The organism is Profundibacter sp. (assembly GCF_965277155.1).
In the GTDB taxonomy this organism is placed as follows: domain Bacteria; phylum Pseudomonadota; class Alphaproteobacteria; order Rhodobacterales; family Rhodobacteraceae; genus Profundibacter.
Map to the genome: position 1 here is coordinate 376,283 of NZ_CBDIBV010000004.1, position 21,412 is coordinate 397,694.

Here is a 21,412-nt window from a genome sequence, read left to right on the forward strand (position 1 = left end):
CGGAACGGCTAGTTTTTTCTACGGCGTTTACTCTGGGCGAACCGGTATGAGGTATTGCCGGTTTCGATGATGTTGCAGTGATGAGTGACGCGATCCAGAAGGGCGGTTGTCATCTTGGCATCCCCGAAGACCGAGACCCATTCACCGAACTCAAGGTTGGTTGTGATGATGATGCTGGTCTTCTCGTAGAGCTTGCTGATCAGATGGAAGAGCAACGCGCCACCGGATTTGGGAAACGGGATGTAGCCCAGCTCGTCGATGATGACGCAGTCCAAAGCCGAGAGCTGCCGGATGATCTTCCCTGCATTGCCGTCGGCCTGTTCCTTGATCAGGGCGTTGATCAGATCGACGGCGTTGAAGAAGCGCGCCTTCTTGCCGTTGTTGATCAGCGTCGTTCCCAGCGCGATGGCGATGTGGGTTTTGCCCGTGCCGGTTCCGCCCACCAGGATGAGGTTATGGGCCTCCTCTGTGAACTGGCCGGTGCAGAATGGTTCGATCTGGGCCTGGGTGAGGGCGGCGGCGCTGTAATCGAAGGTGGCGAAGTCCTTGTGATGGGGGAACTTCGCAACCCTCATTTGATACTGGATGGAGCGCACCCGGCGCTCTACAGTCTCGGCGTCGATCAGTTGCCTTATCGCTGTGGTCAGACTTGGCGGCTTGCGCGCGGACAGCAGATCATGGGCGCAAGCTGCCATTCCATGCAACCTGAGGGCTGTCAGTTGGTCGATCAAGGCATTCATACGGCAACCTCCTCAGCCGAGCACAGGGTCTCATAGCGTTTGCAATCGGCTTCGGGCCGCAAGGTCAGCTGCGGATAAGCGCAGGCATCGCTGAGCGGTGTGATGACCGGTTCCACCAACTGGTTGATCAGATTGATGATGGCGGGCAGCCGCAGGGTGTTTTGTGCCACCGCCAGATTGCAGGCCGTCTCGACCACCTCGATCCCGTGATCCTGTGCCAGCAGGAGCAGGTCGACGAACTCCCGATCCCCGCCTTTACCAGCCATGTAATGTTCCCTGATCCGATGCATGGCCTCGGGCAGTTCCCAGCCCACAAAGGGGGCGCCATTGCGCAGGGCACCAGGCTTGCGGTCCAGCAGGGGAACGTAATGCCAGGGCTCGAAATAGCTGATATTGCGGGTAAAATGACGCCTGTGCTCGGCAATCACATCCTGACCGGAGACCACCACGATCCGGCCGGCATAGGCGCGTAGCGACACATGATGCCCGGCAAAGCGGGAGGGCACGCTGTAGCGATTGCTGGCATATTGAACCAGGCAGGTGGAGCGGACACGGACGGTCTTTTCCACGTAGCCGTCGAAGGCCCGACCCAGGGGGCGCAGTTCGGCGCGCTCGTCTTCGAACACTTCGGTAATCGTGCGATCCTGCTGCTCGGGATGGGGACGCTCTGCCAGATCTTCGCAACGCAGACGCAGCCACGCGTTCAGCGCCTCGAGATCATCAAAGGCCGGTTCGGGAACGAACAACCGGCCCCGCAAGAACTGGACCTGGTTCTCGACCTGTCCCTTCTCCCAGCCCGCAGCGGGCGTGCAGGCCACCGGCTCCATCACATAGTGGTTCATCAAGGCCAGGAACCGGGGATGGAATATCCGCTCCTTCGAGCGCGAAACGTAGGTCACCATGGTCTTGGGGTTGTCGATGATCACCCTGCGCGGAACGCCTCCGTAAAAGGACAGCGCCTGCACGAAAGCATCCAGCACCATCTCCTGGGCTTCACCGGGATAGGCAATCACGAAAGGCTTGCGGCTGTGACACAGGCGGAAATGAGCGACCTTCACCTTCTGCTCGACACCACCCAGTACGACCCGTTCTTCGCTCCAGTCAAATTGCAGCGCGTCACCCGCCGCAAAATGCAGCGGGATAAACGCATCTCCCGAACAGGCCCCGGCGCGCTTCAACTCACGAACAAAACGCTGAACCGGCGAATAGGACCCGGTATAGCCCTCTGCCACAAGCTGCTCGTATAGCTTCTGGGCCGTCCGCCGCTCCCGGCGTGGTCGCCTCGAGTCCTGATCAAACAGTTCCTGCAGCCGAAGATCAAACCCATTGCACAGTTTGTGCCGAACTGGCGGCGCATGGCGCTGGTAGCTCGGCGGATTCTCGTCCTTCAAATACTTCTTGATCGTGTTCCGCGACAGTCCCGTCGCCCGCGCCACAGACCGGATGCTGCGCCCTTCAACCAGCACCCAGCGCCGGATCTTCGATACGCTTTCCATCAATATCACCTGCTCTTTCCTCCGCACAATTTTGCGCGGATGTTAACGAAACAGGTGGGTCAATTTTACTCGCTCATAACCCACCCAAGTGGGTCAGTTTTGCACGCCGATTCACAGCCAGTGGAAATCGGCCAGAACGACAAATGCGATCGAACGCCTGAACGAGGAATTCCGCCGCCGCATCAAGACCCAGACCGTGCTGCCAGGCGCCGAGACCGTGCCGATGCTGCTTTGGGCTCTGATGGCCTCGGGGCAGATCGTCATGCGAAAGGTCGATGGCTGGGAAACGCTCGCTCAGCCCGTCGCCGACGCAACCCTTGACCAAGCCGCCTGACCGGCGCATAACTCAACCCGCTCGGAGGTGCCTGAAATCAATTTCCACCACTTTCGAGACACAACCCAAATTTTTCATTTCGTTAGTTTGATCCGTTATGGGGCATGGCACTGCTGCACCTTTAGCAATCTGAATAAAGTACACTCGGAAAAGCGACAAATTGGTTGTCGAAAAGCGCCAACTTGGTGTCGAAATTTGAGTTATGTATTATTTAGGGGCTGACCCAGATAACCTAAAAAGAGGTTATGATGGGAAGCATGAGAAAGAGTCGCCTGAGCCACTACAAGCAAGACCGTCTTACGGAGCATTTTGTTTCGGGATCGACAGCACGAACAGCAGCCAGTTTGTGTGGTGTAAACCGCAAGACCGCAGCGTTTTATTTTCTACGCCTGCGCGAGATAATCGCCTATGAGCTGGAGGCGGAAAGCCAAGCTATGTTCGGCGGAGAAATAGAAGTGGACGAAAGCTACTTTGGCGGCAAACGCAAAGGTAAACGCGGGCGTGGTGCGGCAGGTAAAATTCCCGTTTTTGGTATATTAAAAAGGGGTGGGAAGGTTTACACCAAGATCATCCCGGACGCCAAATCCGCCACTCTGATCCCGATCATAGAGCGCAAAGTCGTGCCGGATTCCATCGTCTATTCCGATTGTTGGCGCGGTTATAATGTGCTGGATGTGTCAGACTTCCACCACTTTCGCATCAACCATTCCAAGCTCTTTGCAGACCGTCACAACCACATCAATGGCATCGAGAATTTCTGGAACCAAGCCAAGCGCCACATGCGCCGATTTAACGGTGTCCCCAAGGCCCAATTTGGGCTATATTTGAAGGAATGCGAGTGGCGTTTCAACAACAGTGACCCTTCAGCTCAGTTATTGCAGCTAAGACAATGGGTTAAGCGTTACTTGAAGTAGTTATCTGGGTCAGCCCCATTATTTAATATCAGATGTTTAGTCGGAATTCAGGAGGCAAAGTCCGTGTCATGTTATATTGTGTGACAGATATTATCACCGGCTTCGGTGTAGTTCTTTTGTCTCTCTGTGAGGGTTGAACAATTTTCTTATAGTTACTCCATGCGCAAAATGCGGATGAGCGCATCTGTCAATCAGAGGAGTATGATATGAAACTGTTTGAGATATTTTCAGGAGGTTCAGGGGCGACCTATGCGCCACCAACTGAAGGTTCGGGCTCGGGGGGCGAAGTAAAAATCCACCCGGCACTAGATCATGGTATACAGGCGGGGGCATCGGATTTTAACGGCGGGGTGCTGACCTGTCATTGCACCAGCAACCCGGTGAAGGTGAGAGTTTCTGCCCAAACGGCCCACAATCATGCCTGTGGCTGCACCAAATGCTGGAAACCTGAAGGGGCGATCTTTTCGCAGGTGGCAGTGGTCGACCGGAACGCGGTCGAGGTTATCGAAAATGCCGACAAGCTTGAGATTATTGACGAAAGTGCGGCGATCCAGCGGCATGCCTGCAAGGAATGCGGGGTGCATATGTACGGGCGGATCGAGAACAAGGACCATCCGTTCTATGGTCTGGATTTCATCCATACCGAATTGTCGGATGATCGTGGATGGTCAGCCCCCGAATTTGCGGCTTTTGTTTCGTCGGTCATCGAAGGCGGGGTTGATCCGTCCCGGATGGACGGGATCCGCGCACGGATTCGCGCGTTGGGGATCGAGCCGTATGATGCGCTCTCGCCGCCATTGATGGATGCGATTGCCACCCATATCGCCAAAGCGACTGGTGCGCTACCTGCGTAGGCAATCTACTAATGAAGTTGGGGGCATGATTGGTGCCTTACTGTTAGGAGGGCCCTAGTTCTAAGGTCTGCATAGGCATTATGGGATTTTGCGTGCTAATGTCGGGAAATCCGCCTTTGCAATGCGCAAAAAACCATGGAGGGAATCGCAAGTTCCCTGCTCATGTTACCAGCTTGGTTTTGGGTGGATGCGTAATGAACAGGAGCCTGAAAAGGGTATGGCAGATCAAAGTGAAACCGGGCAAAAACCGCTGAATATACATTCGGTCCTTGTAATTGATGACCACCCTTTGTTTTGCGAAGCATTGGCCATGACCCTTCGGGATGTGCTGGAACTGAAACGAATAGAAACTGCCAATTCAATAACCAAAGGCCTGGATTTTCTTAAGACAGGGTTCCGTGCCGATGCAATTGTTCTGGATTTGAACCTGCCAGATGTGTCCGGTGTAGAAGGCTTGCTGAAATTGCGGGCAATGGTGCCGAAAATCCCGATTGTTATCGTATCGGCATTGGGTGATTCCCGAGTGATCACCGCCGTCATTACCGCCGGAGCTGCCGGGTTTATCCGCAAAGATGCCCCGCGTAACGATCTGGCAGATGCGTTTCGAAAAATCTGGAATGGCGAGACATATTTACCCGAAGATTATAACCGTTCTGTCGGTGAACCGAGTGTCACCGAAGAGGTGGAGCGCACGGTCGAAAAACTGGCGAGCCTGACGCCACAGCAGGTAACAATTCTGAAACTGATCTGTGAAGGCAAGCTTAATAAGCAGATCGCCTATGATCTCTCGATCGCGGAAACCACTGTAAAGGCACATATAACCGCAATTCTGCGAAAGCTCGGGGTTCATAGCCGAACACAGGCTGCTTTGCTTGCAAAAGAGGCGGATTTTTCCACCTTGATTAAATAACACAATGGTCGCCATAATTGATTTGGCGGAAGAATCTTTAACCTAGGGGGGCGATTGGAAGGTTCTGTTCGACAAAATAAGGCGCGCGACCTAGCCGGTGATGCAATCAGATTTGGAGCCAGTTCGATATCCGACCCGATGCGGGCTATCGAGGAAATCCAGAGTCTGATCTGGCAACCGGACACCGCATTTGTGATCTTTTACACCTCGCCCGAGTATGACCAGACCAAGCTGACCCAAGCCTTTTCCTGCGCTTTCCCGAATACGGCCATTGTCGGTTGCACAACAGCTGGCGAGTTGACGCCAAGCGGCTATGCCGAAGGCTCGATCACGGCTGTTTCCTTTTCGGCAAAACACTTCAGGATGCAAAGCCGGTTGATTGCGAATGTGCCAGGGAACGGTGTTTCCAAATGCTCGGAAATCGCGACCACACTTGTTGATGAAACCCCGTGCCCCAACGGGTGGAACACGCTTGCGTTGCTGATCGCTGACGGTATGTCCCTGCAAGAAGATGTGCTAGTTGCGGGGCTGGATGCGGGGTTGGCCCCGATACCGTTATTTGGGGGTTCTGCGGGCGACGGAATGTGTTTCAAGGAAACATTTGTATATCAGGACGGGGCATTCAGCAGCAATGCGGCGTTGTTGATGCTTATTCATACGGATTACCAATTCAGGGAAATTAGCTTTGACCATTTTGTTCCTTCGGCCGAACAGATGGTGGTCACAAAGGCCATTCCCGCCGAAAGGATTGTCATCGAGATAAACGGTGAAAAGGCGGCAGAGGAATACGCCCGTATTATAGGGGCCCCAAAAGAAAAACTCGGCCCGTTTCTGTTCGCCGCGCATCCCACATTGGTCAAGGCCGGCGGGCGCTATCATGTTCGGGCGATACAATCGGTTGTGGACGAAAACAGTCTGAAATTTCTGTCTGCCATTGATATTGGCATTGTCATGACCATTGGCGAGGCTTTGGATATCGTTGGCGAGATGGAGAAAGAATTCAATAGCCTGGAGCAAGAAATGGGCAAGCCGGCGCTGATCCTGGGCTTTGATTGCATCTTGCGAAAAATCGAAATCGTGACAAGCGGAAAGAAGGACGAAATCTCGCGGTTGCTGGCTAAAAACAATGTCATCGGCTTTAGCACCTATGGCGAACAGCATAACGGAATGCATGTGAACCAGACCTTTGTCGGGGTCGCCTTTTTCCCGCCCGGTTCCGGGGAAAGCGTATGATTAACCCGAATGATCCCCCCGATATCCAGGTTGAAAAGCTGCAAAAAGTTGTAAAGGCCTTGATGTGGCGTGTTGAGCAAAACAACGAAAAAGGCGGCACGCCCTATACGATGTTCCAGACTGCAATCAATCTGGAAACCGAAGTTCAGGCCCGCACGGTTGCCCTGCAAGAAACACTTGAACAACTTGAGTTGACACACGGCGATCTGGCGGCCGCCCTAAAAGAGGCCGAGCGGTCCCGTCAAATTCTGCTGGATGCCCTGGAGGTTATGAACGAGGGATTTGCCCTGTTTGCGGATGACAGGCTGGTGATCTGTAATGACCGTTTCAAGAATCTTTTGCCAGATGTGTCCGACCAGATTGTGGATGAAATGATATTCGAAGATTACGCCCGGATCGTTTCCAAAAGTGTTTTCCTGTACCGCGCCGAAGACCAGAGCAGCGAAGACTGGCTACGGTTTCGCCTGGCCCAGCACGGACGCCAGCAAGCGACATTTATTCTAAGGCTGCCCGATGATCAGTGGATACAGGTTTCTGACCGTAAAATGCCAAAAAACCGGGTCGCAATCCTGCATACCGACATCACCAAAATGGTTCACGAACAACGCAGTCAGGGCAAGAAGGTGCTGGATGAACAGGCCCGCCTTGCCCGTGCCACGATTGATCACATGAGTCAGGGCGTGTGCACCTTTGATGCAAAACACTTGTTGGTAGCTAGCAACAGCGGCTTTGGCGATTTGTTGTCGTTACCGTTCCACATGAGCCAAAACGGAACCCCCTTAAAAACAATTCTTGATTATCTTGAGAAGAACAAAATCATGAATAACCATCTGTTAAGGCAGGAGTTTTTGCCATGGATGGGGGACAAAATCACCGATGGGAAATTACAACTTGAATTACACCGCTTTGATGGAACGATCATTGATGCAAGTTTTCGCAAACTGCCGGATGGTGGTTTTGTGGTCAGTTTTACCGACGTAACAACCGAACGCCATGCCACAAAAGCCCTGTCCGAGGCCAAGGAAACCCTGGAGCAAAACGTCAGGGAACGCACATCAGAACTAATGGAGGCCAACAAAGAGCTGTTGCGAAAAACGCGTGTTCAAAAGCAAACCGAGCAGGAATTGCGCGAAGCCAAGGAAGAAGCAGAAGCCGCAAACCTGTCCAAAACCCGTTTTCTGGCGGCGGCCAGCCACGACTTGTTGCAACCCTTGAATGCAGCTAAATTGTTTTTGGCCAGTCTGACAGAAACGGCCCTTGAAGGCGCGCAAATCGATATTGCCGAGCACCTGAGCCAGTCCTTCAACTCGGTCGAATCTATTCTGGACGCGCTTCTTGATCTGTCGCGGCTGGACGCCAAGGGCGCCGAATTTACCATTACCCGGTTTCCGATCAGCGCAGTGCTGGAGCCGTTACAGGCCGAATACGAACAAATCGCGGCCAAGAAAGGTCTGGAACTGCATGTTGTTGCGTCCACTATTACGGTGATCAGTGATCAAAGGTATCTGCATCGAATAATCCAGAACCTTTTGTCCAATGCGGTGAAATACACCACCACCGGCAAGGTCCTTCTTGGGTGTCGAAGACGTGGTGATCATGTGGAAATTCAGGTTATCGACACCGGCATCGGGATTGCCCAAAAGGATCAAAACAGGGTTTTCGAGGAATTCCTGCGGTTGGCCAATGATGGCGCGGATCAGGGTATGGGACTTGGATTGTCATTTGTGGAAAGGGCATGTCGCCAACTGAACCATAATTTGCTGCTGGACTCAAAACCCGGTCAGGGGTCTTTGTTTTCGGTCAAGGTGGAATGCTCGCAACAGGCCGTAGCGCAAGTCAGCTCTTATAAGAGCGAACCCAAGGTTGTTGAGGGGCTGGAAGCAAATGTTCTGGCCGTGCTGGTCGAAAATGATCTGGGAACCTCTGTAAATTCCCGTTTTCGCCTTCTTCGCGGCGGGGTGGACGGTTTTTCGCCTGTCCCGCCTGATTGCTTCGGATCATAAACCCATTTTCACCGGTTTCAAGCCGGTTTTGGGTATTTCAGGCACACCTCACCCCATGAACCCTTATCCCGGCGCCGCCAGGCCGCATTCGAACTGGACGAAGCGCTTCATGTTGTAGACCAGGTTCATCATCCCGATGCGAAATCGCGCCCGCTTCAGGCCGATGGAGCGGATCAGCTTGCCGCCCATGGAGCGCTCCTGAAAAGCGAATACATGCTCGACCCGGACCCGCACTTTCGAGCGCCTCCGGTTGGCCTTTTGCTGGCGCTCGCCAAGCGGCTTGCCGCGCCTGCCCTTGTGATGGATATGGCTGTGAAGCCCCCGCTCTTCCAGCTCGCTTTCGATCTTTTGCGAGCGATAGGCGCTGTCGGCCCACAGGTCCGATGAGGTGTTGCTCGCATCAATCAGACCGGCAAGCGCCTGGCTGTCATGCACGGCGGCATCGGTGACATCATAAGCGCGGATGAATTTGTGCCGCCGGTCGACATTGATGTGGTTCTTGTAGCCGTAATAGCTCTTGCCGTGCTTCTTCGTCCAGCGCGCATCCACGTCCTTCTGGCGCTTCTTGTGGGGTTTTTCCTCCCACTCTTCAGGCGTTTCGCCCGCCTTGATTTTCTCGTTCTCGTCCCTTTTGTTGTGCTGGCGCGGCGCCGGAACGATGCTCGCATCAACAATCTGCCCGCCCATCGCCAGATAGCCCTTTTCGCGCAGAAAGGCATCGAACTTGTCAAACAGCTCCTTCATCTTCCCGGCCCCGGCCAGCCTTTCACGGTAGGCCCAGATGGTCTTGGCGTCAGGTACGCTGTCTTCAATGCCAAGGCCGAGAAACCGCATGAACGACAGGCGGTCGCGGATCTGATACTCGATCTGATCGTCAGAGAGGTTGTAGAGCTGCTGCAAAACCATCGTCTTGAATATCAGCACCTCATCCCAAGGCGGGCGGCCAGCGTTGGATTTGCGCTGTTCGGGCGGCGTGCGCCATATGGCCTTCAGCTCGTCCCGGTAATCCTCGAACGGCACCATGTCGTTGAGCAACACCAGCGGATCACCAGATTTGTCCAGTCCCGCGTATCGGCTGGAAAGATCAAAAAATCCCATCTGACCCATGACAAAACCCCGTCGGTCGAATCATTTTCATCCTGATGACGATTCTACCCCGTCAGGCCGGATTTTGGGGGATTTTTAGAGGTTCCCATCTGAATGTTTTACATGCCATGACAGGCACGCTGGAGCGATGGGGGATCAGCGTTATTCCGGCCAAATCCACGCAGGAATTGTTGTTTCTGGTTGATGAACTGGGGGTGCCGCCGGATATCATCATCGCGGATTACCACCTTGACGGCAAAGATACCGGTTTAACCGCCATCAGAAGTCTGCGGCAATCCGTTGGGCAGAACATTCCCAGCATACTGGTTACGGCTGACCGCAGCAATAAACTGAAACAGAACGCCCGCAAGATGGGAACCGAGATATTGACCAAACCTGTTGAATTGCAAGCGCTTCGCTCGCTTGTGCGCTGGGGTATTCAGTAAAGGGCAGGGTAGACCTTTTGCCGATACCGCCACGCACATCATTACGGTAGGACGATAGGGGATATGCTGTTGAAAGGGTCCATATGATTGTTCGCTATCCATTTCTGGCGCTTGTCTTTTCCCTGTTATTAATGTTGCCAATTCAGGGGCGGGCGGACAGCGCCACAGATCTGGTGTTTTCAACCGGTGTGCTGGACAACATCCCGCAGCAAAAAATCGTCACCTATGATCATATGCGCCTTGGCCCCAAGGACAGCGGGCTGCACCTGATTGTAAACGGTTCGGTTTCGCTAACTGTTGTGGCGGCAGATACCGGCGGGAACGAGGCCATTCTGGAAATGCGCGATAACGGTATCTTGCGAAACCGAACACCGTTTCCGGTGGATGGGGGCAATCCGCTGGTGATGGCGTTTCTGGAATCCTTCCTGCGCTCGATGGCACAGATTACAGGTGGCAGTCCGTTCTATCTGCGCAACCGGATCAAGGAATCCTTGCGTTCGGGCGGGCAGGTAATGCCAACAACAATTTCCATCGGTGGTGAAACAATGCCAGCAACGCAAATTGCCTTTCAGCCGTTCCAGCACGATAAAAATGCAGCCAAAATGGGGGATTTCGCCATGCTGACCCTGACGTTCGTTGTGTCTGATGATGTGCCGGGGGGATTTGCGCTGTTTTCGGCATCCACACCGATGATTGACGGCAAAAGCCTCTATCGGGAAACCATGCGCTATTCATCCCTAATGGATCAGGAATAGACGGGTGCGGTATGCAGTCTGGATATGGGCAATGCTTGCGGGGGGCGCACAGGCGGACAATCTGTTGTTGCTGAACGATTACCCGACCGAGGCCCGGGCCGACTATGTGTTCGCCTGCATGGCGGTGAATGGCGAAACCCGCGATGTTCTGCGGCGCTGTTCCTGCTCCATAGACGTTATCGCCTCGATCCTGCCCTATGACGATTACGTCAGCGCCGAAACCGTGTTGCGGATGCTGCAAACTAGCGGCGAGAAAACCACGCTGTTTCGCAGCACCGAAATATCAAAGGGCGCCGTTCGGGATTTGCGCCGCGCACAGGCCGAAGCCGAAATGCGCTGTTTCTAGGTTACATCGCGATTTTGTTTTTTGGGAAGGTCTGCTCAAACACTTCACCTTCGGTATCCTCGGCATAGATGCGCAAGGTGTCCGAACCGTTGTCGGTATAGGTAAAGCGGAACGAGGGATCTTCACTGATCGAGATACCGGCTTCCATTTTGAACAACAGATCATCGCCCTGATAGACCTCGAGCACATCAATGAAGCGCGCCATCACAAACAGATGGGTGATCTGGTCGCGCGACAGGCCGGAATAGTTGGGGTGTTTGATCATGATCTGCGCTATGCGGCGCTGGCCGGTCTGATCGGCGCTGGATTGCGCGGGCTGGTCCATATTGTCGAACTGGCGAATTTTCATTTTCCCAAGCGAGGCCAGCGCGGCGGCGGCATCCTTGCTGGCAGGCGCCGAACAGCCGCCTGATGCCTTGACATAACGTCCCGTCATATAAGCATCACCGCCTTCTGTAATGCCGATGGCCCGCACGTTGGAATAGGAATTGACCCGCAGCCGGGTTTCGAAATCCAGCGCGCCCATGTTTTCACCAAAGATGAATTCCGCTACGACGGGCGATGGGTTTTCATCCACTACAAGGATCAGTTTTTCAATCCGCGCCTCTGACCCTTCGGACTGGGTAATGTGCACTGGCACTGTTGCCGCGTCAAAAGCGCGAAACGGGGCGTCCAGTGTGAACAACTCGTCACTCTGGATCAGCGGCATGTCCTCGACCACATCATATTTCAGATCAGTCCATGTTTCACCGTTGACCAGCGGATTTTTCACCGCCTCGCCCGCAATTGCGCCCGTGGACATTAGCGCGGCCATAGTTGCGCCTAACAGCAATCTTTTCATCTGCGTCTCCTTGGTGGGTCGGAATTTCTGTCGCGTTGATTCAATGCAGGCACATATTGACGGGTCTGTAAATTGGACATTGGTCCGCTTTTCAGGGGAAATTGCTGCGTTTACCCCTGAAAAATGGTCACGATATGGTGAAACCGCTGAATTGCGGCTGCACCTATACTTCGAGACAGCGGATATATGGCAAAAGGTGATGCGCAATGATCGAGCTTGTTTTGACGGTATGTCTAACCACTGATCCGGCGATTTGTGCAACTCATTTGTTGCCACAGGTGGCTGTGGTCAATCAGATTGAATGCGAGGCTACGGCAGGTGTGCGGATAGAGGTTTGGCAGAAGCAACACCACGATTTGACGATCGTAAATCGTGATTGCAAATCCCCTGATATTGCTCCGCTGCCTGTGATTGAAATTGCCGATGGAATCTGGATGCATAAGGGTTTGAATGAAATACCAACGCCGCAAAATGCTGGTGATCTGGCGAACATCGGCTTTGTGGTGGGGCAGGATGCGATTGCGGTGATCGACGCGGGCGGATCGCGCGATGTGGCAGAACGGTTGTTGGCGGCAATTCGTCAGGTTAGCAATCTGCCGGTGAAATATCTGGTGTTAACGCATATGCATCCGGACCACACGACAGGGGCGTCGCTGTTTCTGGATATGGGGGCACATATCGTGGCGCATGAAAACCTGCCCGCCGCCTTGGCCAGTCGCGCCATGACCTATGATGCGAATTACGGCAGCTTGATCGGGGCACAACGGATGATCCTTTCAAACGTAATCGCAGCGGATAGTATCAAAACCGGCCTCATGGAAATTGATCTGGGCGGACGCATCCTGCATCTAACCCAGACGCCCACGGCCCATACCGACAATGATTTACGCCTGTTCGATGATCTGACGGGCACCCTGTGGATGGGGGATTTGGTGTTTGCTGAACACACACCGGCACTGGATGGATCAATCACCGGATGGCTGGCCGTTCTGGATGAAATGCGGGATTTCAAAGCGGCGCGCATGGTGCCCGGCCATGGACCGGTCAGCCTGCCGTGGCCCGAAGGCATGGATGCTGTTTACGGCTATTTATCCGCCGTCGCGCAAGAAACCCGCGCTGCAATCAAACGGGGTGAAAGCCTGAGCGTGGCCATCACCCATGTTGGCGAAAGCCAGCGCGACAAATGGCTGTTGTTCGACGAATTCAACGCCCGCAATGCCACGGCCGCTTATACTGAACTGGAGTGGGAATAGATCAAGGAACCAGATGCGACTGGATCGCGCGGGCAATGGCAAAGATACGTTGTTCCAGAATGGTTGGCGTTTCACAAACATAGGTTAACGATTGCCGGCGTTCATTAAAGATGCGCTCATCCCATGCCAGATTGTCTTGCAATTCTTCCTGCCTGTCTAAATCGGGGGGTGTTTTGGCCTGTAGTGCGGCAAGTGTTTCGCGCCTTTGTTCAATCTGGCCGGATAACCCTGCCTGTTTGTGGGCATAACGACTAATCCCAGACATTACGGATTTACGCTCGGCCGAAATATGGGCAAAGGTTTTGGCAAATAGCGCGGTCAGCATATCGTTGCGCTTTTCTTCAAGGCCTGCTGCATAATCCGTGATCAGCTGTTCGGCTTCATCCAATGACACACGTCGCAAGGCCAATCGCGCCGCAAGCTGTGTGATCTGGCTGTCTTTCTCAAGCTCCAGAACCGCATCTGTAATCTCGGGGCCTGCCCACATCTGCGCCACCGAAATATCCGGCACTTTTCGCTGTATACAGGGCCAATCCGGATCATCAAACGTTGCTGCCATCGCTGCATAGGGCAGGGTGGTGCAAAGAGTCAGAGCAAACAGGGATTTGAACATGGCTGCCTTTTTGAACATACTATTTCCTACGGTCACCCAACGGGTGCATAGCCGTATGTTTAGCATTGCAGGCCCGTTCCTGCCTTACGACCAATGGGCAATATGGGTGGCAAGGCACTGTCGCTAGACTGTGACGCACTGCTATTTGCCAAATGGAGGACGACATGGCCTGGACTGCACCTGTACTGAAAGAAGTGAACTGCGGCATGGAGATCAATATGTATTCCCCATCCGAGGACGGGGATCGCGGAGGCGAACCCGACCTGTTTTGAGCATCAACTGATGCAAATAATTCCCGCAGGCGGATCGTGACATGAAGTTTCTTGTTCTTGGTTCGGCTGCCGGTGGTGGGCTGCCCCAGTGGAACTGCGGCTGCCCCAATTGCCGTGCCGCACGGGCGGGTGAAATCCCTGCTGCCACCCAATCCTCGCTGGCGGTATCGGGGGCGGATGGGCAGTGGAGTATCCTGAATGCCTCGCCCGATATCCGCGCCCAGATGCAGGCCAGCGTGGCCCTGCATCCGCAAGGTTTGCGCGGTAGCCCCTTGCGGTCGGTTTTGCTGACCAATGGTGATATCGACCATATCACCGGATTGTTAAGCCTGCGCGAACAAACCCCTTTTACGATATTTGCCACCCGCGAGCTGTTGGACATTCTGGCGCAGAACCCCGTGTTTGATGCGGTTTCGTCCGAACTGGTCAAACGCCAGATCGTGGCGCTCGAGGCCGGTTTCGAACTGCATGACGGGCTGCAAGCCTGTCTGTTTGCGGTGCCGGGCAAGGTGCCGTTGTTTCTGGAAGGTGACAGCGTGCAGACCGATCTGGTGGGGGAACAGACCGTCGGTGTGCGTCTGAACGACGGGCGAAAGGTGGCCTATTACATTCCCGGTTGCGCCGTGGTGGATGACGCGTTGCTGGGGCGTTTGGCGGATGCCGATTTTCTGTTCTTTGACGGCACGCTTTGGCGTGATGATGAAATGATCCGCAGCGGCACCGGCCAGAAAACCGGTCAGCGCATGGGGCATATGTCGATCAGCGGACCGGAGGGCACGATTGCGCGCCTTTCGGGTCTGGCTCGCCCGCGCAAGCTGTTTATCCATATCAACAACACCAATCCGGTGCTTGATCCGGCCAGTCCGGAACGGGCCGAGGCCCTCGCGGCGGGTTGGGAAATCACCCGTGACGGGATGGAGGTAGACCTATGAATAAAACGATAAGCCGCCGTGACGCGCTTGAGGCCCGCTTGCGGGCCATCGGCGTTGAGCGCTATCACGATAAACACCCGTTTCACCATCTGCTGCATTCCGGCGGCTGCACGCAGGATCAGGTGCAGGCCTGGGTGATCAACCGCTATTATTATCAATGCAGTATTCCGCTAAAGGACGCGGCCTTTATGTCGCGCTGTGATGATCCTGACATGCGCCGCAACTGGCGTTCACGGATCGAGGATCATGATGGCGGCGTCAATGATGGCGGTGGTCTGCGCCGCTGGTTGAAACTGGCCGAGGCGGTGGGGCTGGACCCCGATTATGTGGCCTCGTGCAAAGGGGTTCTGCCTGCCACACGGTTCGCCGTGGATGCCTATGTTCGCTATGTGCGGGACAAGCCGTTGTTACAGGCCGTGGCCTCGTCCCTGACCGAACTGTTTGCCCCGAAAATCCATGCCGAACGCATCGAAGGGCTGTTGGCGCATTATGATTTTGCCGATGATCGCGCGTTGTCCTATTTCCGCCATCGCCTGAAAGAGGCACCAAAGGATGTGGCCTATGGGCTGGCCTGGGTGCTGGACCATGCGGACACGCCGGAAAAAGAGAACATGGCCGCCGAGGCGCTGATGTTCAAAACCGATCTTCTGTGGGCACAACTGGACGCGCTGCATTCGGCCTATGTCGAACCGGGCCGGATACCGCCGGGCGGCTGGAAACGGGGCGAGGGGGCGGCATGAGGCTGGAGTTGAGCGACACAGATCGCCCCTACCTGCCGCGCGGAGTGCGGATGCACAAGGACCGCGTGCGCGGCGGGGTGGTCCTGCTGGCACCGGAAAAGGCGATCCTGCTGGATGACATCGGGGTTGCGATCCTGTCGCGGATTGATGGCAAGCGACGGTTTGGCGAAATCATTGCCGATCTGGCCAAGACTTTTAAAGCACCGGCAGAACAGATCGAAACCGATGTTCAGCAGTTTCTGGGGGGCTTGCGGGCGCGGATGTATCTGGGGGTTACACCATGAATAAACCATCACCCATCGAACAGCCCGAACCGGTGCAAAGCACCGGCATGGTGTCGCCACCACTGGCCATGCTGGCCGAACTAACCCACCGCTGCCCATTGTCCTGCCCCTATTGTTCCAACCCCTTGGCCTTGTCGGGCAAAGAGGGTGAGTTGAACACAGGTGAATGGATCGACGTATTCCGGCAGGCTGCTGATATCGGGGTGTTGCAGTTGCATATCTCGGGTGGCGAACCGGCTTCGCGCCGCGATCTGGTGGAACTGGTTGAAGGGGCCGTAAAGGCGGGGCTGTATACCAATCTGGTAACCTCGGGCATCGGCCTGACACCGCGCCGGATGGATGAACTGGAACAGGTGGGGCTGGAACACATCCAGCTGTCGCTGCAAGGCACCAATGCTGATCTGGCTGACCGGATTGGTGGCTACAAGGGCGGGTTTGATCGCAAGATGCAGGTGGCCGCCGAGATTGCCAAACGTGGCATCCCGCTGACCCTGAACGCGGTGATGCACCGGCACAATATGGACGATCTGGAACGCACGATTGAAATGGCGCTGGAACTGGGCGCGCGACGGCTCGAGGTCGCTTGCGTGCAATTTCACGGCTGGGCCTTGAAAAACCGAGCGGCCCTGATGCCGACACGACAGCAGACCGAAAAGGTGAAACAGCAGGTAGCCGAGGCGCAGGCGCGTTTGCGCGGCGTGCTGGCGTTTGATTTCGTGCCGCCGGACTACTATGCCGATTTCCCCAAGGCCTGCATGGGTGGCTGGGGCAGCACGGGGTTGAACATCACGCCTGATGGTACGGTTTTGCCCTGTCATGTGGCCCAATCCATCCCGCATCTGCAGTTTGACAATATCCGCCAAACCCCTTTGCGCGACATCTGGTATGACAGTGTCGCCTTCAACGCCTATCGCGGCACCGACTGGATGCCCGAACCTTGCACCAGTTGCGAGCGTAAAGAGATTGATTTTGGTGGGTGCCGCTGTCAGGCGCTGTTGCTGGCAGGGGATGCCGGTGCGGTTGATCCGGTTTGCACCCGCTCGCCGGACCATGGGCGGATCACCGATATTCTGGCGGCGGAAATGGCCGAGCAAGCGCCGGATTTCACCTATCGAAAACTGTAGCATCGGGACTAAGGTCTAATCCAAATACACTGCCCTGCGGCGCTATACAGATTTCTGAAGGCCACCCTGAAAACAGTGGCCAAGGGGGCTGCATTTTGATTAGGGTAACACAATATAACGGGAGTATTGATCATGCGGACACGCGCAGCTGTGGCACTTGAGGCGGGCAAACCGCTGGAAGTGATGGAAGTGAACCTTGAAGGGCCAAAGGCTGGCGAGGTTCTGGTGGAAATCAAGGCAACCGGCCTGTGCCATACCGATGAATTCACCCGCTCGGGAGCCGATCCCGAGGGGCTGTTTCCGGCCATTCTGGGACATGAGGGCGCTGGCGTCGTGCTGGAAGTCGGCGAAGGGGTGACAAGTGTTGCGCCCGGTGACCATGTGATCCCGCTTTATACGCCCGAATGTCGCGAGTGCGAATACTGTCTGAACCCCAAGACCAACCTGTGCCAGTCAATCCGCAGCACGCAGGGGCAGGGATTGATGCCCGACGGGACCAGCCGGTTTTCCATGCTGGATGGCACACCGATCCTGCATTACATGGGCTGCTCCACCTTTGCCAATCACACGGTTTTGCCGGAAATTGCACTGGCCAAAATCCGCAAGGACGCGCCGTTTGACAAGGTTTGTTACATCGGCTGCGGCGTGACCACAGGCATCGGCGCAGTGATCAACACCGCCAAGGTGGAAATCGGCAGCAAGGCGATTGTGTTCGGTCTGGGCGGTATCGGTTTGAATGTATTGCAGGGCTTGCGGCTGGCCGGTGCCGATCAAATCGTGGGTGTGGACCAGAACGACAGCAAATCACAAATGGGGCGGCATTTCGGTATGACCGATTTCGTCAACCCATCCGATGTGAAAGGCGATCTTGTGGAGCATCTGGTCGAACTGACAGGCGGCGGGGCGGATTACACCTTTGATGCCACCGGCAATGTCGGCGTGATGCGCACAGCACTGGAAGCTGCGCACAAGGGGTGGGGCGAAAGCATCATCATCGGCGTTGCGCCAGCGGGCGCCGAGATTTCAACGCGGCCCTTCCAACTGGTTACGGGTCGTTCATGGCGCGGCACGGCCTTTGGTGGCGCGCGCGGGCGCACGGATGTGCCAAAAATCGTGGACTGGTACATGGACGGCAAGATCGAGATCGACCCGATGATCACCCACACGATGGGACTTGAGGACATCAACAAGGGGTTCGACCTGATGCATTCGGGCGAAAGCATCCGTGGCGTGGTGATTTACTAATGGAAACCATCTCGGAAAACGCCTGTTTCGGCGGCACCCAAGGCGTCTATAGCCACACGTCCAAGGTCTGTAACTGCGATATGACCTTTGCCGTCTATCTGCCCCCGCAAGCCAAATCCGGCCCCGTGCCGGTGCTGTGGTATCTGTCCGGCCTGACCTGCACCCACGAAAACGCGATGACCAAGGCAGCACTGCAGGAACATGCGGCGCGGCGGGGGATGGCGGTGATCTATCCCGATACCAGCCCGCGTGGCGAAGGTGTTGCGGATGACGAGGATTACGCGCTGGGGCAGGGCGCCGGGTTCTATGTGAACGCGACACAGGCGCCTTGGGCCGCGCATTTCCAGATGTATGATTATGTGCTGACAGAATTGCGCAACCTGGTGATGGCAGAGTTTCCGATGACCGACAGTCACGGCATTACCGGCCATTCGATGGGCGGCCATGGTGCGCTGACTCTGGCGCTGAACAACCCCGATAAATTCACCTCGGTTTCGGCTTTTGCACCCATCGCCAACCCCACGGCGTCCGATTGGGGCAGGGTGCAACTGGCGGCCTATCTGGGGGATGATGAAGCGCAATGGCAGGCGCATGATGCAACGGTTCTGCTGCGTTCCAAAGGGTGGGAGAGGGACATCCTGATAGATCAGGGCGACAGTGACCAGTTTCTGGAACTGCTTAAACCCGAAAGTCTTGCGGCAGCACTGGCCGAAACCCGCACCACGTCTGTTATGCGGATGCAGCCGGGTTATGATCACAGCTATTACTTCGTCTCGACCTTCGCAGCGGATCATGTCGACTGGCACGCGGATCGGGCGGGGTAGATAACCGCTGTTCACATTCTGGGCAGGTTAGAAAAACAGGACAGGGCACGCGCCCTGTTTTGTTGTTTTTACAGCAAAAAATACATTCAAAATCTTGCATAATTACGACTAAGGCCCAGTTGCCCAAAAGCGGAGCCTCCTTCTTAATAAGGGTCTGAATAGAAAATCCGGCTGCTGAACGGGCGTGTTCATACGTTCGCGGACAATAGGGAAACCGGGGTGTAATCCAGCATCAAACGACAGCAGCGGGAACCGGATCTGGATGAACAAGGAGGAAAGAATGAAACGATTTCTTACGGGCGCTGCGTTATTGCTGCTATCCGGCAGCCTGACGGCAAGCGCCAATGAATCTGTATTGGAGGCCACCGGAAACCCGGCGCAATGGGCGATCCAAACCGGCGACTATGCCAACACGCGCTATTCGCAACTGGATCAGATCAATGCTGGTAACGTGGGTGACATGCAGGTGGCATGGACGTTCTCGACCGGCGTTCTGCGCGGGCACGAAGGCTCGCCTTTGGTGATTGGCGATGTGATGTATGTGCATTCGCCATTCCCCAATATCGTTTATGCGCTAGACCTGAACAACGATGGTAAAATCCTTTGGAAATACGAACCCAAGCAGGACCCCAACGTCATTCCGGTGATGTGTTGTGATACGGTTAATCGCGGCCTAGCCTATGCCGATGGGAAAATCTTCCTGCATCAGGCGGATACCACCGTTGTGGCACTGGATGCCAACAGCGGCGAAGTTGTATGGTCTGTGAAAAACGGTGATCCCAGCAAAGGCGAAACCAACACGGCCACAGTTATGCCGGTCAAGGATAAGCTGATTGTCGGCATATCGGGTGGTGAATTTGGTGTGCGCGGGTCTGTGACCGCCTATAGCATTGCAGATGGCTCACGCATCTGGCGTGCCTATTCGATGGGACCAGACGAGGATATTCTGGTTGATCCCGAAAAAACCACCCATCTGGGCAAACCAATCGGCACGGATTCTGGCCTGAACACATGGGAAGGTGATCAATGGAAAATCGGTGGCGGGGCAACCTGGGGCTGGTATTCCTATGATCCCGAATTGAACCTGATCTATTATGGCTCGGGTAATCCGTCGACATGGAATCCGGGGCAACGTCCAGGCGATAACCGCTGGTCGATGACCATCATGGCGCGGGATGCCGATACCGGCATTGCCAAGTGGTTCTATCAAATGACCCCGCATGACCAGTGGGATTATGACGGCATCAACGAAATGATCCTGACGGATCAGGAAATCGGCGGTGAAATGCGCAAGGTGCTGACCCACTTTGATCGCAACGGTTTCGGCTATACGCTGGACCGTGTCACAGGTGAGCTGTTGGTGGCCGAACTGTTTGACCCTGCGGTCAACTGGACAACCGGTGTTGATATGGATCCGAACTCGGACACATATGGCCGTCCGGCTGTGGTGCCTGCGATGTCAACGGAAACCAATGGCGAGGATGTGAACTCGGTCGGGATTTGTCCGGCGGCGCTGGGATCAAAAGACCAGCAACCAGCGGCCTATTCGCCCAAGACCGAGCTGTTCTATGTGCCGACAAACCACGTCTGCATGGATTATGAGCCTTTCCATGTCGCCTATACAGCAGGTCAGCCCTATGTCGGCGCGACCCTGTCGATGTACCCGCCCGAAGGCGAAACCAACATGGGCAATTTCATCGCATGGGACGGTAAAACCGGCACCATCAAATGGTCCCTGCCCGAGCAGTTCTCGGTCTGGTCCGGTGCGCTGGCAACAGCAGGCGATGTGGTGTTCTATGGCACGCTTGAAGGTTATCTGAAAGCGGTTGATGCCAACACGGGCGAAGAACTGTACAAATTCAAAACCCCGTCCGGCATCATCGGCAACGTGATGACGTTCGAGCATGGCGGCAAGCAATACGTCGCGGTTTATTCAGGCGTTGGCGGTTGGGCCGGGATTGGCCTTGCGGCTGGTCTGACCAACTCGACCGATGGTCTGGGGGCTGTGGGTGGCTATGCCGCACTCAGCAACTATACCGCCCTTGGTGGCACGCTGACAGTGTTCGGATTACCAAACTGACCGGTGATCCAAGACTAATGGCCTAATGGACCGGCGCAGTATCTTAAGTGAAACTGCGCCGGTATCCGTTTTATAAAGGGGACAACG

Annotated in this window: 23 protein-coding genes; 18 read left to right on the plus strand and 5 right to left on the minus strand. The window is 55.2% G+C overall.

Annotated elements, in window-relative coordinates; translation table 11 throughout:
- Positions 1-8: 8 nt before the first annotated feature.
- Both istB and istA read right to left on the minus strand, forming a co-directional pair.
- The gene (gene istB, locus ACQY4M_RS03805) at positions 9-740 is read right to left on the minus strand and encodes an IS21-like element helper ATPase IstB (protein ID WP_428539322.1); all 732 of its coding nucleotides are present in this window, start codon (positions 738-740) and stop codon (positions 9-11) included.
- A complete protein-coding gene (istA, locus tag ACQY4M_RS03810) occupies positions 737-2,236 on the minus strand; it encodes an IS21 family transposase (RefSeq protein WP_428539289.1) in 1,500 nt (499 codons plus the stop codon). Before istA ends, istB begins: the two co-directional genes overlap by 4 nt.
- 88 nt (positions 2,237-2,324) lie before the next feature.
- On the opposite strand from istA, the gene ACQY4M_RS03815 reads away from it, so the two are divergent.
- The 6 genes from ACQY4M_RS03815 (at position 2,325) to ACQY4M_RS03840 (ending at position 8,484) form a co-directional block, all read left to right on the plus strand.
- Complete coding sequence (locus ACQY4M_RS03815) at positions 2,325-2,570, plus strand: transposase (protein ID WP_428541022.1); 246 nt, start codon at positions 2,325-2,327, stop codon at positions 2,568-2,570.
- 257 nt (positions 2,571-2,827) lie between these two features.
- Positions 2,828-3,484 (plus strand): IS1595 family transposase, encoded by a 657-nt coding sequence (locus ACQY4M_RS03820; RefSeq protein WP_428539609.1) that lies wholly within the window; start codon positions 2,828-2,830, stop codon positions 3,482-3,484.
- Between the two features lie 206 nt (positions 3,485-3,690).
- Positions 3,691-4,338 (plus strand): S-(hydroxymethyl)glutathione synthase, encoded by a 648-nt coding sequence (gene gfa / locus ACQY4M_RS03825; protein ID WP_428541025.1) that lies wholly within the window; start codon positions 3,691-3,693, stop codon positions 4,336-4,338.
- Positions 4,339-4,555: 217 nt separating this feature from the next.
- On the plus strand, positions 4,556-5,248 hold the full coding sequence (locus tag ACQY4M_RS03830) for a LuxR C-terminal-related transcriptional regulator (RefSeq protein ID WP_428541131.1): 693 nt from the start codon (positions 4,556-4,558) through the stop codon (positions 5,246-5,248).
- A gap of 54 nt (positions 5,249-5,302) precedes the next feature.
- Positions 5,303-6,481 (plus strand): FIST N-terminal domain-containing protein, encoded by a 1,179-nt coding sequence (locus ACQY4M_RS03835; RefSeq protein WP_428541028.1) that lies wholly within the window; start codon positions 5,303-5,305, stop codon positions 6,479-6,481.
- Positions 6,478-8,484: a PAS-domain containing protein gene (locus tag ACQY4M_RS03840; RefSeq protein ID WP_428541031.1), complete on the plus strand. Its 2,007-nt coding sequence runs from the start codon at positions 6,478-6,480 to the stop codon at positions 8,482-8,484. Before ACQY4M_RS03835 ends, ACQY4M_RS03840 begins: the two co-directional genes overlap by 4 nt.
- A gap of 63 nt (positions 8,485-8,547) precedes the next feature.
- Here ACQY4M_RS03840 and ACQY4M_RS03845 read toward each other — a convergent pair whose 3' ends face one another.
- Positions 8,548-9,591 carry an IS5 family transposase gene (locus ACQY4M_RS03845; RefSeq protein WP_428539227.1) on the minus strand — a complete coding sequence of 348 codons (1,044 nt, stop codon included), beginning with the start codon at positions 9,589-9,591 and terminating at the stop codon, positions 8,548-8,550.
- A gap of 35 nt (positions 9,592-9,626) precedes the next feature.
- Between ACQY4M_RS03845 and ACQY4M_RS03850 the strand changes: the two genes are divergently transcribed.
- The 3 genes from ACQY4M_RS03850 to ACQY4M_RS03860 all read left to right on the plus strand — a co-directional run bounded on the left by ACQY4M_RS03850 (position 9,627) and on the right by ACQY4M_RS03860 (position 11,117).
- The gene (locus ACQY4M_RS03850) at positions 9,627-10,016 is read left to right on the plus strand and encodes a response regulator (RefSeq protein ID WP_428541034.1); all 390 of its coding nucleotides are present in this window, start codon (positions 9,627-9,629) and stop codon (positions 10,014-10,016) included.
- An 83-nt stretch (positions 10,017-10,099) separates the two neighbouring features.
- Positions 10,100-10,771, plus strand: coding sequence for a hypothetical protein (locus tag ACQY4M_RS03855; protein WP_428541037.1), 672 nt, complete (start codon positions 10,100-10,102; stop codon positions 10,769-10,771).
- 31 nt (positions 10,772-10,802) lie between these two features.
- Complete coding sequence (locus ACQY4M_RS03860; protein ID WP_428541040.1) at positions 10,803-11,117, plus strand: hypothetical protein; 315 nt, start codon at positions 10,803-10,805, stop codon at positions 11,115-11,117.
- A gap of 1 nt (position 11,118) precedes the next feature.
- On the opposite strand, the gene ACQY4M_RS03865 is transcribed toward ACQY4M_RS03860, so the two are convergent.
- Positions 11,119-11,958: a quinoprotein dehydrogenase-associated SoxYZ-like carrier gene (locus ACQY4M_RS03865; RefSeq protein ID WP_428541043.1), complete on the minus strand. Its 840-nt coding sequence runs from the start codon at positions 11,956-11,958 to the stop codon at positions 11,119-11,121.
- Positions 11,959-12,164: 206 nt separating this feature from the next.
- Between ACQY4M_RS03865 and ACQY4M_RS03870 the strand changes: the two genes are divergently transcribed.
- A complete protein-coding gene (locus ACQY4M_RS03870; RefSeq protein WP_428541046.1) occupies positions 12,165-13,211 on the plus strand; it encodes a quinoprotein relay system zinc metallohydrolase 2 in 1,047 nt (348 codons plus the stop codon).
- Position 13,212: 1 nt separating this feature from the next.
- On the opposite strand, the gene ACQY4M_RS03875 is transcribed toward ACQY4M_RS03870, so the two are convergent.
- Entirely contained in the window at positions 13,213-13,824 is a 612-nt protein-coding gene (locus ACQY4M_RS03875; protein ID WP_428541048.1) for a hypothetical protein, read from the minus strand.
- A 164-nt stretch (positions 13,825-13,988) separates the two neighbouring features.
- Here ACQY4M_RS03875 and pqqA point away from each other — a divergent pair, with 164 nt between their 5' ends.
- The 8 genes from pqqA (at position 13,989) to xoxF5 (ending at position 21,325) form a co-directional block, all read left to right on the plus strand.
- Positions 13,989-14,096 (plus strand): pyrroloquinoline quinone precursor peptide PqqA, encoded by a 108-nt coding sequence (gene pqqA, locus ACQY4M_RS03880; protein WP_118941335.1) that lies wholly within the window; start codon positions 13,989-13,991, stop codon positions 14,094-14,096.
- 41 nt (positions 14,097-14,137) lie between these two features.
- A complete protein-coding gene (pqqB, locus tag ACQY4M_RS03885) occupies positions 14,138-15,028 on the plus strand; it encodes a pyrroloquinoline quinone biosynthesis protein PqqB (protein ID WP_428541052.1) in 891 nt (296 codons plus the stop codon).
- Positions 15,025-15,768, plus strand: a complete 744-nt coding sequence (gene pqqC, locus ACQY4M_RS03890; protein WP_428541055.1) for a pyrroloquinoline-quinone synthase PqqC — start codon at positions 15,025-15,027, stop codon at positions 15,766-15,768. Before pqqB ends, pqqC begins: the two co-directional genes overlap by 4 nt.
- Positions 15,765-16,052, plus strand: a complete 288-nt coding sequence (gene pqqD, locus ACQY4M_RS03895; protein ID WP_428541058.1) for a pyrroloquinoline quinone biosynthesis peptide chaperone PqqD — start codon at positions 15,765-15,767, stop codon at positions 16,050-16,052. The genes pqqC and pqqD overlap by 4 nt, the downstream gene beginning before the upstream one ends.
- A 47-nt stretch (positions 16,053-16,099) precedes the next feature.
- Positions 16,100-17,176: a pyrroloquinoline quinone biosynthesis protein PqqE gene (pqqE, locus tag ACQY4M_RS03900; protein ID WP_428541134.1), complete on the plus strand. Its 1,077-nt coding sequence runs from the start codon at positions 16,100-16,102 to the stop codon at positions 17,174-17,176.
- A gap of 132 nt (positions 17,177-17,308) precedes the next feature.
- Positions 17,309-18,421, plus strand: a complete 1,113-nt coding sequence (locus ACQY4M_RS03905) for an S-(hydroxymethyl)glutathione dehydrogenase/class III alcohol dehydrogenase (RefSeq protein ID WP_428541061.1) — start codon at positions 17,309-17,311, stop codon at positions 18,419-18,421.
- Positions 18,421-19,245, plus strand: a complete 825-nt coding sequence (gene fghA, locus ACQY4M_RS03910) for an S-formylglutathione hydrolase (RefSeq protein WP_428541064.1) — start codon at positions 18,421-18,423, stop codon at positions 19,243-19,245. Before ACQY4M_RS03905 ends, fghA begins: the two co-directional genes overlap by 1 nt.
- Positions 19,246-19,525: 280 nt before the next feature.
- Complete coding sequence (xoxF5, locus tag ACQY4M_RS03915; RefSeq protein WP_428541067.1) at positions 19,526-21,325, plus strand: lanthanide-dependent methanol dehydrogenase XoxF5; 1,800 nt, start codon at positions 19,526-19,528, stop codon at positions 21,323-21,325.
- Positions 21,326-21,412: the final 87 nt, after the last annotated feature.